The sequence below is a fragment of the Kosakonia sp. genome, assembly GCF_032052965.1.
Lineage (GTDB): Bacteria > Pseudomonadota > Gammaproteobacteria > Enterobacterales > Enterobacteriaceae > Kosakonia.
The window spans coordinates 30,369-44,822 of the sequence record NZ_DAMBVN010000024.1 but is presented as its reverse complement, the minus strand read 5'-3'; the positions used below and the strand labels follow the sequence as shown (position 1 = coordinate 44,822).

The 14,454-nt window shown below is 53.9% G+C and carries 13 protein-coding genes; 2 read left to right on the top strand and 11 right to left on the bottom strand.

Annotation, left to right across the window (positions count from 1 at the left end):
* The 7 genes from RTX30_RS20745 to prmB all read right to left on the bottom strand — a co-directional run bounded on the left by RTX30_RS20745 (window position 1) and on the right by prmB (window position 7,322).
* Window positions 1-2,082 (bottom strand): ATP-binding protein, encoded by a 2,082-nt coding sequence (locus RTX30_RS20745; RefSeq protein WP_312692387.1) that lies wholly within the window; start codon window positions 2,080-2,082, stop codon window positions 1-3.
* A 690-nt stretch (window positions 2,083-2,772) separates the two neighbouring features.
* Window positions 2,773-3,051, bottom strand: coding sequence for a YfcL family protein (locus tag RTX30_RS20740; RefSeq protein WP_312692386.1), 279 nt, complete (start codon window positions 3,049-3,051; stop codon window positions 2,773-2,775).
* Window positions 3,052-3,078: 27 nt separating this feature from the next.
* Window positions 3,079-3,618 (bottom strand): elongation factor P hydroxylase, encoded by a 540-nt coding sequence (locus RTX30_RS20735; protein ID WP_312692384.1) that lies wholly within the window; start codon window positions 3,616-3,618, stop codon window positions 3,079-3,081.
* Window positions 3,615-4,427, bottom strand: coding sequence for a sulfite exporter TauE/SafE family protein (locus tag RTX30_RS20730; protein WP_312692382.1), 813 nt, complete (start codon window positions 4,425-4,427; stop codon window positions 3,615-3,617). Before RTX30_RS20730 ends, RTX30_RS20735 begins: the two co-directional genes overlap by 4 nt.
* On the bottom strand, window positions 4,427-5,251 hold the full coding sequence (mepA, locus tag RTX30_RS20725) for a penicillin-insensitive murein endopeptidase (RefSeq protein ID WP_312692380.1): 825 nt from the start codon (window positions 5,249-5,251) through the stop codon (window positions 4,427-4,429). Before mepA ends, RTX30_RS20730 begins: the two co-directional genes overlap by 1 nt.
* Window positions 5,252-5,254: 3 nt before the next feature.
* Window positions 5,255-6,340: a chorismate synthase gene (gene aroC / locus RTX30_RS20720; protein WP_312692378.1), complete on the bottom strand. Its 1,086-nt coding sequence runs from the start codon at window positions 6,338-6,340 to the stop codon at window positions 5,255-5,257.
* A gap of 49 nt (window positions 6,341-6,389) precedes the next feature.
* A complete protein-coding gene (gene prmB / locus RTX30_RS20715; RefSeq protein WP_312692376.1) occupies window positions 6,390-7,322 on the bottom strand; it encodes a 50S ribosomal protein L3 N(5)-glutamine methyltransferase in 933 nt (310 codons plus the stop codon).
* 166 nt (window positions 7,323-7,488) lie between these two features.
* Here prmB and smrB point away from each other — a divergent pair, with 166 nt between their 5' ends.
* Window positions 7,489-8,040 carry an endonuclease SmrB gene (smrB, locus tag RTX30_RS20710; RefSeq protein ID WP_312692374.1) on the top strand — a complete coding sequence of 184 codons (552 nt, stop codon included), beginning with the start codon at window positions 7,489-7,491 and terminating at the stop codon, window positions 8,038-8,040.
* Window positions 8,041-8,095: 55 nt separating this feature from the next.
* Here smrB and sixA read toward each other — a convergent pair whose 3' ends face one another.
* The 4 genes from sixA to RTX30_RS20690 form a co-directional block, all read right to left on the bottom strand.
* Entirely contained in the window at window positions 8,096-8,581 is a 486-nt protein-coding gene (sixA, locus tag RTX30_RS20705) for a phosphohistidine phosphatase SixA (protein WP_312692372.1), read from the bottom strand.
* A gap of 211 nt (window positions 8,582-8,792) precedes the next feature.
* Complete coding sequence (gene fadJ / locus RTX30_RS20700; protein ID WP_312692370.1) at window positions 8,793-10,940, bottom strand: fatty acid oxidation complex subunit alpha FadJ; 2,148 nt, start codon at window positions 10,938-10,940, stop codon at window positions 8,793-8,795.
* Window positions 10,940-12,250, bottom strand: coding sequence for an acetyl-CoA C-acyltransferase FadI (gene fadI, locus RTX30_RS20695; protein WP_312692368.1), 1,311 nt, complete (start codon window positions 12,248-12,250; stop codon window positions 10,940-10,942). The genes fadJ and fadI overlap by 1 nt, the downstream gene beginning before the upstream one ends.
* A 162-nt stretch (window positions 12,251-12,412) precedes the next feature.
* Window positions 12,413-12,697, bottom strand: coding sequence for a YfcZ/YiiS family protein (locus RTX30_RS20690; protein WP_312692366.1), 285 nt, complete (start codon window positions 12,695-12,697; stop codon window positions 12,413-12,415).
* Between the two features lie 377 nt (window positions 12,698-13,074).
* Between RTX30_RS20690 and fadL the strand changes: the two genes are divergently transcribed.
* Window positions 13,075-14,397 carry a long-chain fatty acid transporter FadL gene (fadL, locus tag RTX30_RS20685; protein WP_312692364.1) on the top strand — a complete coding sequence of 441 codons (1,323 nt, stop codon included), beginning with the start codon at window positions 13,075-13,077 and terminating at the stop codon, window positions 14,395-14,397.
* Window positions 14,398-14,454 lie beyond the last annotated feature (57 nt).

Below are 14,454 nucleotides of genomic sequence, written 5' to 3'. Positions count from 1 at the left end.
TTACAACAGGACCCGGCCAAGTTTGCCCAGTTCCCGTTTGAGGGCGCGTTCAATGTGCCCTGACGCGATTTTTTCGCTCTGTTCATCGGCCGCGAGCACGGCCGCCAGAAGCGCCACATTGCGGATGCTGGCACCGGTAAGATCGGTACGGACGGCGAGTTTGGCGAAATCCACATCATCTGCGACCTTCAGCGTTGCTGGCCATATTTTTTGCCACATCTGTTCGCGCAACTCCGCATCCGGATACGTAAAATGAGTGATGAACGTGAAGCGGCGGCTAAACGCGGTGTCAAGATGCCCACGATTGTTGGTGGCGAGGATCACTAAGCCGGGGTAATTTTCCAGCCGTTGCAGCAGGTAGGCAACTTCAATATTGGCATGGCGATCGTGCGCATCCTTGGTTTCACTGCGTTTACCAAACAGGGCATCTGCTTCATCAAAAAAGAGTACTCCGCTGTCAGCTTCCGCCAGATCGAAAACCTGCGACAGATTTTTCTCCGTCTCGCCAACGTATTTGCTGACCACCGTAGAGAGATCCACTTTGATCACATCTACCCCCAGGTGTTGGGCCAGCACTTCAGCGGCCAATGTTTTCCCGGTGCCGGAGTCGCCATAAAACAACGCGCTGATCCCCGTCTTTCCGCCGGTTTTGTGGGCAAAATGTTTAATGGTGACACTTTCTCGCAGCCGGATGGCGACCAGAATTTCGTTTAACTGTTTTTGCACCGAGGGCGACACCACCATATCGTCGAACCCGCGAACAGGCACAATGCGCTGTGCTAATTTGCCAAAATTTTTCCGCGAACGAAAAAGCAAGGTTTGACGCAGATCCTCAGTGTCCAGCGGCGCTGCCCGATCCCTGAGTTGCCGATAATAGTCTGCTTCCATCATCAATAATGGAATGTCCGCAGGATGAAACGCGTAACGCTCGGCCAGGGCCTGTAATGCCTGTTTATCCCGCTTATTATGTTGCGGTTCTGGCCAGCCAAGATGGAGGCTATGGGCTATTTCGGCAATCGTGGCATGGGGCACGGAAACGTGCACGCAGGCGACGGCCTGCAATGGAGGAAAATCAGTAAAGACGTCGGGTAAAATAAACACCGGTAAATGCGTCAGGGGCAGCAGTCTGTCCAGCGTATGGGCAACACGCTGGTTGACGGCCGAATCTGTAGACCAGTTTCCCAACAGTAAGGCGCAGTTATCCAGCAGGGCATCGCGAATGATCTCTGTCAGTGTCTGCCGTTGTTGCATCTCTGCAAGGGATGCCAGTTCGAGGATCTCAAGATGCAGCACACCCTGCAGGTACTTTGCCAATGTGTTGGCCAGATCTTGCGTTCTGCCATTACCCCCTGGTCCATCAAGTACGATAACGGGGGGGGTCTGGACGCCGGAGTCGAGACACAGACGGTAAATGTGCTCGCCCACCCAGGCAGGAAATTGCGAAACGCCCTGGGCTTCAATGTGGCGAGGATAAGGAAAACTGTATTTTGCCAGTGATCCATTGCCACAAAAGAAATGCCACACTGACTCGCTGACGGTATAAAACGTCAATGCCGTTTTGCTGCTGGTGATCGTCTTTTTATTCAATAAAGCAAACTGAAACAGTGGCGAGGCGGGGTGCAATGCCGACAACAATAGCTGATATTCCGTGCCGGAGGTGCCAAGCATTTGCAACAAGCGTTGCTGGCTTATGCCTTCTGCAATGCCGCTATCCGGCAAGGCCGCATAGTGATCGCTTAGTCTGGGCAACAGGCACGCCAGTAATATATCGCGCTCTGTTAGCGTTAAGTCGAAACGGTTTATCAGGTTGTTCATTCTCTGCGTCAGCGCAGCGCAGGATCCCGGCAAATGGCTGGCAGGCATTGATAACCACGCCGGTTCCCCCTGTAAAAAGGTCAACCGCGAGCCAACGCTTTCTGGCGGTAAGAAATACAGGGAAAAGTTGTCCGGTATTCTCCCCTCTCCCTGCCAGTACACGTGTTGGAAAAGCAGATCAATTCGCTCCAGGCTGTAATAAAAGTTGTCATCATCATTGCTCACACCCTGCGTGGACACACCGTCAGACCCGGAATAGAGAGACATAATATTTCCTTCAGGTTATGAAATGACAAAATAACAGAACAGGTATGAAGCGAAAATCCTGTGCGACTTTTATTAAAGCCAATCACTCTTCGTTCATATTTATTCACATAAAAAGGTTATTTAAGAATAGGGCAACAAGCATCCACTGACCAGCGTTTAAATAATGATGATTATAATAGGGTGGGTATCCTGAGGTTACAATTTTATGAGCAAGTCCCTTCTACATGGTTGACATATTGCGCAGTCATTTATTTTATCTAATTATTCAATGGAATAACAATCTGACATTTCTCTTCTCACCAGGCTTTTCTCACCTATGGAGATCCAGTTAACGTTATTTACATTACTGAATGCTGGCAATTTTCTGATGAATTAAGAACGAATCGTCCAATAAGAGAAATATACGCACAATCCTCCTGTGAATAATAAACCCGCCGACACGCTACCGCCCTCTTTTATTAAAAAGAGTAAGCCGATGAACGTCAAACTGTTAATGATATATAAACTTAGGCTTAGTCAGGTACAGAAGCAAAGCAAAGGGAGGGAATTAAGACATTTCACCTGCATATATTATGGTGAGATTGCACAGCGCCATAAAAAGCCAGCATACGAAGCGAAAAGAAGCATTCGTTATGAAGAGGGATACGGTATAAAACATCCCCTTACCCGGCGGGAAAGGGGATCCGCCTGTTAATGTGCTTTCGCCTGCTGGAACAGGTTGTCCCACATGCCGAGTACCAGCGCCTGATCGCGCGGCGACAACTCGCCGGCCTGGATTGCCGTTTCAAGGCTATTAGTGACTTTGGCATACACGGCTTCGTGCGAGTGGTCATCGCCACCTTCCAGGTCGGCTACCGCCAGCGTCAGGTGGCCTCGCAGATAACCGCCAGCAAACAGTTCATCATCACTGGCGTGCTCCACCATGTTGTCTATTAACGCCAGAATGCGTGATTCAAACTCCGCGATCATCTCTCTTCCTCTCTTGAAAACATGGCCTTACAAATCTTCCGGCCACGGGAACTGTTCTGCCGCAAGGGGCGGCGTTTGGTAATAATCCTGTAATGCTTTAATAAATCGCGCGGGACGTTCAGGGATGCCCTGATCAAGATAGTGCATGACCTGCGCGTGAACGCGACGCTGAAAAACAATGCGATCCGGTTCGAAGTCCCCTTCCAGGTTGTCACAGCTGACGTTAAACGGGAAACCCGCCGCAACGCAAAACAACCAGTCAAACGCCTGGGGTTTGACTTCCACATCTTCAAATTGCCCCTGGGTTGCCGCATCACGCCCGTCCGGGCAGTACCAGTACCCGAAATCAACCAATTTGCGGCGTTCCGCGCCGGCAATGCACCAGTGCGAAATCTCATGCAGCGCGCTGGCATAAAAACCGTGAGCGAAGACGATGCGGTTATACGGCACGTCCGCATCAGCAGGAAGATAGATCGGTTCGTCGTCGCCTTTAATCAGACGGGTATTAAAATCGCTGGCAAAACAGCCATCAAAAATATCAATTAACTGTTGGTAATGGTGTGTCATACGTTGAGCCCCAAAAACTGGAGGATCTCCTGGCCGTGACTGTCATAGAGAAGTTTGGCGCTCATCACCGCCGAGACAATCACAATCATCGGACGGATAAGCTTTTGCCCTTTACTCAGAACCAGACGCGAACCTAAGCGCGCGCCCAGAAATTGCCCGGCCAGCATCACGAAACCGGTCGCCCACACCACTTTGCCGCCAATAATAAACAGCAGTAGTCCACCGATGTTCGAGGTCGCGTTTAACACTTTGGCATGCGCGGTCGATTTCGCCAGGTTAAACCCGGCCAGCGTGACAAACGCCAGTGCGTAAAACGACCCGGCGCCGGGGCCGAAAAAGCCATCATAGAAACCGACACAGCCCCCTGCCACCAGTGCAAAAGGCAAGCCGTACAGCCGGCGCTGACGATCCTCTTCCCCCAGTTTGGGCATTAGCAGGAAATAAAGACCGATGCAGATCACCAGAATGGGCAGGATCTGGCGAAGTACATCCGATTGCACATACTGCACCAGCAACGCACCGGTGGTGGATCCAATAAAAGTCATCAGAATATTGAGTTTCTGATCGGCAATATTGACGACTTTGCGGCGAATAAAATAGAGCGTCGCAGAGATGGAACCGCCGCAAGCCTGCAGCTTGTTGGTGGCCAGCGCCTGCGCCGGAGACATCCCCGCCGCCAGCAACGCGGGCACCGTGAGCAGCCCGCCGCCACCGGCCAGTGCATCTATAAACCCGGCCAGCAGAGCGACAAAAAAAAGCGCCACCATGACCAGTGGCGACACCATAAAAAGTTGTTCAATGGTTTCCATTACAATGCGTGCTCATCCAGTAGAGCCTGGCAAGACGGCGGCAATGGCGGCGGCGTCTTTTTCTCAGGCGGGGTGCTGCCCGGCTTCGCCGGTTCAAACCAACTCTGTAATTCCGCGCCGCAACCGTCGCCTGGCGGCGGCAGAGGCTGATCTTCACACTCAAGGCTGTCTGCCGGGCAACGCAGGCGCACATGCATATGCGCCCGGTGCTGGAACCACGGACGCACTTTACGCAGCCAGTCACGATCGGTTCCGGCATCCTGGCAGAGTTGCTGTTTAATAGCCGGGTTGACGAAAATACGCGTCACGTCGTCATCCTGCGCCGCCAGTTTGATCAGGCTGCTGATTTCCGGTTTCCACAGCGCCTGCACCACCTGTTTTCCGTCGCGCGAAACCAGATCCAGCGCCTGCGGTTTGAGCAGTTGCGCTGCGCTCCAGCGTGCTTTCGGTAGTTGCAGAAAGATATCGACATCCAGCCCGGATTGATGACTGGCATGACCGCCATTAAAACGCCCGCCCGCTGGCATGCCCATATCGCCCACCAGCACGGTGCCAAGCCCCAGATTATGCACCTGCGTACTCAGACGCTGAATAAACAGGACCAGGTCCGGATGACCGAAATAGCGGCGCTGGTCAGTACGCATGACCTGATAAGTGTCCGACTGGAGCGGCAACGCCTGCGCGCCAACGATACAGCCATTAGCAAAGGCGCCGATGGACTGTGGGGTACCCTCGACGGGGTGAGTCAGTTTTTGCCAGGGTGTCGCCGCCGTCGCGGCGGCGCTTATCAGCAGCGCAAACAGCGCTATTGCCGTTTTGTTCATCGTTTACCAGCGTGGAAGAGTGGTCGTAACATCGGCGTTCTGCGCGCGCTGGCGCAGGAAGTGATCCATCAGCACAATCGCCAGCATCGCTTCGGCGATTGGCACCGCACGAATGCCCACGCACGGATCGTGACGGCCTTTCGTGATCATCTCCACTTCTTCGCCAAAGCGATTAAGCGTCCGCCCCGGAACGGTAATGCTGGAGGTCGGTTTCAGTGCAATATTGGCTGTAATTTGCTGACCGCTGCTAATACCGCCCAAAATGCCGCCTGCGTGATTGCTCTGAAAACCCTGTTTGGTGATTTCGTCACGGTTTTCGCTTCCGCGCAGTTTCACCACCTCAAAACCGTCGCCAATTTCAACGCCTTTGACTGCATTAATGCTCATTAGCGCGTGAGCGATATCGGCATCCAGGCGGTCAAATACAGGCTCACCAAGACCAGCGGGTACTCCGTCAGCCACGACAGTCACTTTCGCGCCGATGGAGTCGCCCTCTTTTTTCAGGCCGCGCATCAGTTCATCCAGCGCGTCGATTTTAGCGGGATCCGGGCAGAAAAACGGATTCTGTTCAACCTGCTCCCAATCCTTGATCTCCAGCGGAATGTCGCCCATTTGGGTCAGGCAACCGCGGATAACGATGCCGAATTTCTGCGCCAGGTATTTTTTGGCGATGGCCCCTGCGGCAACACGCATGGCGGTTTCACGGGCGGAAGAACGACCGCCGCCGCGATAATCGCGCACGCCATACTTCTGCTCATAGGTGTAATCGGCGTGCCCCGGACGGAACAGGTCTTTAATGGCGCCGTAATCCTGCGATCGCTGATCGGTATTTTCGATCAGCAGGCCAATGCTGGTCCCGGTGGTTACCCCGTCAAACACGCCGGAGAGGATCTTCACCTGATCCGGCTCGCGACGCTGCGTGGTATAGCGGGATGTTCCCGGACGACGACGGTCCAGATCGTGTTGCAGATCCGCTTCGCTCAGGGGAATACCAGGCGGTACACCATCGACAATACAGCCCAGCGCCAGGCCGTGCGATTCGCCGAAAGTGGTTACGCGAAAGAGTTGTCCAATTGTGTTTCCTGCCATCACGGCTCCGTTGTCGTTGTCGTTGTCGTTGTTGGTGTTGAGCGTTGATTTAATCTTTATAAATGCTGAAATGTTCCTGCGCTGCGATGAGTTGCGCTTTGGTCAGCATGAAAACGCCGTCCCCGCCGTTGTCGAACTCCAGCCAGGTAAACGGCACATCCGGATATTGTTCAATCAGATGTACCATGCTGTTGCCGACTTCACAAATCAGGATACCGCTGTCGGAAAGATAATCCGGGGCGCAGGCCAGAATTCGGCGCGTCAATTTCAGACCATCGCTACCGGACGCCAGACCCAGTTCAGGTTCATGGCGGTATTCCGACGGCAGGTCGGACATATCGTCTTCATCCACATACGGCGGGTTAGTCACAATCAGGTCGTATTGCACTTTCGGCAACTCGCGGAACACATCAGAACGGATCGGCGTGACATGATGAATCAAACCATGCTCTTCAATGTTGTGTTCTGTCACCGCCAGCGCATCGGTGGAGATATCTACGGCGTCGACTTCCGCCTCCGGGAAAGCGTAGGCGCAGGCAATAGCAATACAGCCGCTGCCAGTACACATATCCAGAATATGCTGCGGCTGCGTCTGGATCAGCCCGGCAAAACGGTTATTGATCAGCTCACCAATCGGTGAACGCGGCACCAGAACGCGCTCGTCAACGTAGAATTCGTGCCCGCAGAACCAGGCTTTATTCGTCAGGTAGGCTACCGGAATGCGCTCGTTAACACGGCGTATAACTCGCTCGACAATACGGTGGCGCTCGCTGGAGGTCAGGCGCGCATTGCGCATCTCTTCCGGGATATCCAGCGGTAAATAGAGCGTCGGCAGCACCAGTTGCACAGCTTCATCCCACGGGTTATCCGTACCGTGTCCGTACCAGATATTGGCGGCGCTAAACCGGCTGACTGCCCAGCGCAGCATGTCCTGAATGGTGTGCAGCTCATTCACTGCTTCTTCAACGAAAATTTTATCCATATTATCCCCCAGGTACATGCTCGCAATAAATTCGGCGGCTAGTTTGCCATGAAGACGGCGATAAATCAGCATCGTCACGCGCTGGCGCGCGGTAAAAATGCATTTTGCTACACCTGAGCCGCTGCGAGTCGGGTACACTGAAGGAAATAAGAGATGAGATGCGCAAATGAAAAAGAAACCATCGCTTAGCGAGGAGGAGCAGGCGCTGTTCCGGCAACTAATGACCGGGACGCGGCAGATCAAGCAGGACACTGTGGTACACCGCCCGACGCGCAAAAAAATCAGCGACGTGCCAGTAAAACGGCTTTTGCAGGAGCAGATCGATAACAGCCACTATTTTTCCGATGAGTTTCAGCCATTACTGAACCGCGAAGGGCCGGTGAAATATGTGCGCGAAGATGTCAGCCATTTTGAGCTGAAAAAGCTTCGTCGCGGTGATTATTCGCCGGAACTGTTTCTTGATCTTCATGGGCTAACGCAGATGCAGGCGAAACAGGAGCTGGGTGCGCTGATTGCCGCCTGCCGTCGCGAACATGTGTTTTGCGCCTGTGTGATGCATGGCCACGGTAAACATATTCTGAAACAGCAAACACCGCTATGGCTGGCGCAGCACCCGCATGTCATGGCCTTCCATCAGGCACCGAAGGAGTATGGCGGTGACGCTGCCGTGCTGGTGCTGATTGAAGTAGAAGAGTGGCAGCCGCCAGAACTCCCCTGAACCAGAAATGACAAGAGCCGCAAAAAGCGGCTCTTTATTACCATGGTCCGGCGGATCAGATGGCTTTGCGCATCTTCAGGTTGCAGGGACTCATTTGCCAGTCAAACACCCCTTTGCCGTTCTCGTCCAGCGTCACGCAGGCGATAGCGGAAGTGGTAAACATCGGCGGCGCTTCACCCGGGCAGAGCTCAGACACCAGGTAACCCACCAGCGGCAGGTGAGAAATCACCAATACCGACGAAGTCCCTTCATTTGCCAGCGCCTGCAAATAAGCGCTTACAAGGCCAACATCGCCACAAGGCGTCAGTTCCGGCAGGACATCCACGTTGTCAGGCAGGTTTACGCATTCACCAACCTTTTCCAGCGTCTGCTCAGCACGTAAAAAAGGGCTGACCAGAACACGTTCAACATCCACTTTTTGGCCTTTCAACCAGGTTGCCATAAGACGGGATTCGTCGCAGCCACAAGGGGTTAAGGGACGAACCGAGTCACTGGCTGCATCGAGGGCAGCGTCGCCGTGACGCATGATAAAAACTTGCATATTGCACCGCTTTTGTTAACCAGAATCATTGATCGTTCCACTACGAAACCCTTTCGCAACTACGGGAAAGACCAATGGCCGGGCATTGTGCCTGATTCATTCGCTGAATGAAACGCTGTTTTTTACCTCAATGGCGTAAGTATAGTCAATCACTGTTTACAAAATAACCGCGAACGCCATGAGCTTTAACAGATTTACTTTTTTTTAGACCTTAGCTTACAGATTCAGTTTCCTGTTGCGCAGAGAAATTTTCTCCCTGCTCCGCCATCTGCACCAACCGCGCACACGGCGTGAAACGCGCGCCGAATTGCGTCTCCAGCCGCTGCAGCGTTGCGACAATATCGCGTACACCGACCTGCTGCATATAGTGGAACGGCCCCCCTAAAAAGGGGGGGAATCCAATACCGAACACCGCACCAATATCGCCGTCGCGCGTGCTGCGGATCACCTGCTCATCGAAGCAGCGTGCAGCCTCGTTAAGCATTAACATCACGCAGCGTTCCGCGATTTGTGCCGCCGCTAATCTGCCACTGTCAGACGCGCCGATCAGGCTGTAGATCGCCGGATCAGGTTGTTTTTTGCTTTTACGCCCTTTCGCCGGGTAAAGATAGAAACCGCGTCCATTTTTTCTGCCTTTGCGATCGTCGTTCAAGATTGCGCTGACAACACTTGCAGGCGCGCTAAACCGCTCGCCGTAAGCCGCCTCCAGCACCGGAATGATCTTTGTTCCAGTATCTATGCCGACTTCGTCCAGCAGTTGAATAGGCCCGACCGGAAAACCAAACTTCACCAGCGCCTGGTCGATAGTTTCAATCCGTTCCCCTTCATGCAGCAGCCGGATCGCCTCGCTGATATAAGGCGCGAGAATACGGTTTACGTAAAAACCCGCTTTATCCGCCACCACAATCGGCGTTTTACCCTGTTTTTTCGCCAGCTTCACAATAGTGGAAATGGTCTGTGGATGCGTTCCCGCATGCGGGATCACCTCCACCAGCGGCATCTTCTCCACCGGGCTGAAAAAATGTAATCCGATCACATTTTGCGGACGAACTGCATGGGCGACGATATCACCAATGGGTAATGACGAGGTATTGGACGCAAACAGGGTATGCGGCGCGCAGTGGGCTTCCACTTCCGCCACCATTTTTTGCTTCAGCGCCAGATCTTCAAACACGGCTTCGATTACCACGTCACGCTGGGCAAATCCTCGGTAATCCAGCGAGCCGGAGATCTTCGCCATTTGCGCGTCACGCTCCGCCGCTTTGATATGGCGACGGCGTACTTTTTTATCCAGTTCTTGCCAGCTGTATTTCAGGGCATGGTTAATCCCCTTCGCATTAATATCTTTAATGCGAACGGGCAATCCCCCTTTGCAGGCGGTGACGTAGGCAATCCCACCGCCCATCAATCCCCCCCCCAGCACGCCCACGGTTTCTAACGGCCCCGGCGGCGCGTCGCTGCCAGGATCTTTTTTCACCTCTGTACTGGCGAAAAAGAGATGACGCAACGCCCGCGATTGCGGCGTCATTGCCAGTTGCCCAAAGGCACGGGCTTCTGCGTCATAACCGCTGCTGCGCCCCTGCGCCAGCCCCGTTTCCAGCACCGACAAAATACGCGGTGCGGCAGGGTAATTGCCCTGCGTTTTCTGTTCTGTTTTCTTCGCCACCATGCGAAACAGCAGCGAACGGGCCAGCGGCCCGGCAAGAATACGCTCCCGCACCGGGAGATGTCGGCTGGCAGGACGCTCCTGTTTTGCCAGCCCGGCGGCGGCCTCCAGCAGGATCGACTGCGGAACGACATCGTCCACCAGCCCTGCTTTTAATGCCTGACGCGCGCGAAGCTGCTTCCCGGTCAGGATCATTTCCAGCGCGGTACTGATGCCCACCAGCCTGGGTAGGCGTTGCGTGCCGCCTGAGCCCGGCAGCAGACCAAGCTGAACCTCAGGCAGGCCGAGCACCGTTTTTCCATCATCAGTACAAATACGACGGTGGCAAGCCAGCGCCAGCTCAAGTCCCCCACCCAGGCATGCACCATGAATCGCGGCGATAACCGGGATCGCCAGCGCATGGATCTCCGCCATAATCTGCTGCCCTTGTCGGGCCAGATCTTCCGCCTCTTTTGCGCTATTGCAGCGGGCGATCATATTGATGTCCGCTCCGGCAATAAAGTTATCTGGCTTAGCAGAGATAAACACGACACCGCGCAGCGATTTGTTGTCGCGGATCTGTTTCAGCATCGTGCGGACTTCAGCGCCGAATTCTGTTTTCAGCGTGTTCATCTTTTCATCAGGTACATCAATGGTGATAACGGCAACGTTGTCGGGGCGCACACTGAGCGTAAATGCGGATATCTTCTCCATTATTCAGTCTCCAGAACCATTGCCGCACCCAGCCCGCCTGCCGCACAGGCAGTGACCAGACCAAAACCGCCGCCGCGGCGATGCAGCTCATGCAGCGTTTGCGTGATCATGCGCGCCCCCGTAGCAGCAAACGGATGCCCATAAGCAATTGAGCCACCCAGCACGTTAAACTTGCTCTCGTCCACTTCGCCGGTGGCCTGAGCGCGCCCAAGCACCTCGCGGGCAAATCTGTCGCTTGCCATTAACTGCAGATTGCTGAGGGTTTGCGCGGCAAAGGCTTCATGCATATCCAGTAGGGTCAAATCCGCCATGGTCAACCCGGCGCGTTCAAGCGCCAGCGGCGTCGCCCATGCCGGGCCAAGCAGCATGTCCTGTTGCACGGCGATGGCGGTAAACGCATAGCTGCGCAAATAGCCGAGCGGCGTCAGGCCCAGCTCTTTTGCCCGGGATTCAGTCATCAGGATCACTGCGGCGGCACCGTCGGTCAGCGGCGTACTGTTTGCTGCCGTCACCGTACCATGACGACGATCGAACGCCGGGCGCAATTTCGCGTAATCTGCCAGTGTCGACTGGGTACGCACGTTATTGTCCTGCGTTACCGGATCGCGAAACGGCGGAGCATAAGCGGTCATCACCTCATCGGCCAGTTTTCCCTCCGTCCAGGCTTGCGCCGCAAGCTGGTGCGAACGGTGCGCCAGCGCATCCTGCTGTTCACGGGTAATGCCATACGTTTTCGCCATCTGTTCAGCGGTGTCACCCATTCGCAACCCGGTGGAATACTCCGCTACCGCAGGCGGAACGGGCAGCAGATCGCGCAGGCGCAAGCGTGAAAAAAGCTTTAGTTTTTGCCCCATGGTACGGGCTTTATTGGCGTCGACCAGCGTACGCGCCAGCGTTTTACTGACGCCAATCGGCAGTACAGAAGAGGAGTCCGCTCCGCCAGCTATACCCGCGCGGATGGTACCTGTAAGCAGACTTTCAGCAACATTCGCTACCGCCTGGAAACTGGTCGCACAGGCACGGCTGACGCTGTACGCATCGGTATGCACATTCATGCCCGTACCGAGCACAATCTCGCGGGCGATATTGGGGGCTTCCGGCATTTGCACAACTTGGCCGAAGACCAGTTGTTCTATCACATCGGGTGGGATTTCGCTGCGCGCCAACATTTCTGCTACGACCATTTTGCCGAGATCGATAGCCGGTACACCGTGAAAAACGGTCGCCTGGCGGGCAAAAGGCGTGCGTAGCCCGCTGACAATGGCAATGCGGTCGCCCTGACGGGTGACAAGCGGTAATGCCTGACTCATAACACTCCCCTGTTAACAGCGTAACGCTTTAAGTGGTCTGACCTGATAACAGTCTTAACCAAATTTTTACATTTAGCCAATGGGGGGAGAAAAAAAATGGGAGCTAAGGCACAGAGAAACTTAATAAAACGCTCCCGCAGGACGGGAGCGCAGGCGGGAAGCTTAACGCAGGCCGAGCTGGAAAATCAGGGTTTCCGCTTCGCAGGCAAACACAAAATCGATGTCCAACTGCACGCCGCCATCCACCTCGGTAAAGGAGGACGTGATTTGGCACGGATCGGATTCAACGGTACGTGCGCGTGCGCTCAGGGCAGACAGCGTTTCTTCCGCGTCAGCACGGTTTGCGAACACACGGCTGTAAGAGGCGGTGCAGTCGGAGTTGTCCATAATGGTGCCAACATCCATACAGCAGCAAACCGGGGTTTCATCAGCACTGCATTTACTCATGGTAGATTTCCTCTGAATTCGCACCCAAGGTGCCAGATAAACGATGTGTTTATTTTACGCCCCGTGGATTCGGCTCTCCAGTTGTTAATGGAATGAATGACCATAAGTGACCGAAATCACACTTAAAAATGATCTAAAACAAAAATGTTCGAATCGACTGATTAACACTGGCCGCAATTTTGCCACGCAGATCCCGTTTCGAAGATCACAATTGAAAAAACTTATATACAACCTTGCAACATTCCCTCTGGTCAGACCTATACTTCCGCCACTGGTCTGATTTCTCTGATGTACCTCAGACCCTACACTTCGCGCTCCGTTACGACATGTAACATAGTTTGAATAAAAATAACTCGATTTCGAATGAGGTTATGGTCATGAGCCAGAAAACCCGTTTTACCAAGTCTGCTCTGGCAGTCGCAGTGGCAATCGTCTCTACCCAGGCCTGGTCCGCAGGCTTTCAACTCAATGAGTTCTCGTCTTCTGGTCTTGGCCGTGCCTATTCCGGTGAGGGCGCGATTGCAGATGATGCAGGAAACGCCAGCCGCAACCCCGCACTGATTATGATGTACGATCGACCGATGTTCTCGGGCGGTGCGGTGTTCGTCGATCCGGACGTCAATGTGAAGGGCCGTTCCGCCATTGGTAACGATGCCAGCCAGGACAATATCGCGCCGACGGCGTGGGTGCCAAACCTGCACTTTGTGGCGCCGATTAACGACCAGTTTGGCTGGGGTGCGTCTGTCACCTCCAATTATGGTCTGGCTACCGAGTTCAACGATAGCTACACAGCCGGCTCCATGGGCGGTAAAACGGATCTCGAAACCCTCAACCTGAACCTGAGTGGTGCCTATCGCCTGGACAGCCACTGGAGCTTCGGGCTTGGTTTTAATGCCGTTTATGCTAAAGCCAAAGTTGAACGTTATGCTGGCGACCTGCCACAGATGGTAGATGCTCAAACAGGCGGTGTGTATAACTTATCTCGTGCCATTCCGGCCAATACACAAATTGCGCGCCTGAAAGGTGATGAATGGGGTTATGGCTGGAACGCAGGTATTTTGTACGAGTTGGATAAAAACAACCGCTACGGTTTTACCTATCGCTCAGAAGTTAAAATTGACTTTGATGGCGATTATCGCAGCAACCTGCCGTTAGCCGTTAACACGCTGGCCCCGAGATTAGGTCTTAGCACTCTGCCTTATGCGACTGCCGGGTCCACGATTAATGGCGCACTGACACTGAATCTGCCGGAAATGTGGGAGATCTCGGGTTACAACCGTATCGACCCGCAGTGGGCTATCCACTACAGCATGACCTACACCAGCTGGAGCCAGTTCCAGGAACTGAAAGCCACCGGCAGCAATGGTCAGACGCTGTTCTATAAAGATGAAAGCTTTAAAGATGCGTACCGCATTGCGTTAGGCACCACCTACTACATGGACGATAACTGGACCTTCCGCGCCGGTATTGCCTATGACGACAGCCCGGTTCCTGCAGATAAACGCTCCATTTCTATTCCGGACCAGGATCGTCTGTGGCTGAGCACCGGTGCGACTTACGCCTTCAATAAAGATGCGTCCGTCGACGTCGGCGTTTCGTATATGCATGGTCAGAAAGTGAAGTTCACCGAAGGCCCTTACACCTTCGAATCCAGCGGCCGTGCATGGCTGTATGGCATGAACTTTAACTACGGGTTCTGATAAACAGGCAGCAATAAAAAAGGTGAGCTTCGGCTCACCTTTTTTTATTGATGTCGC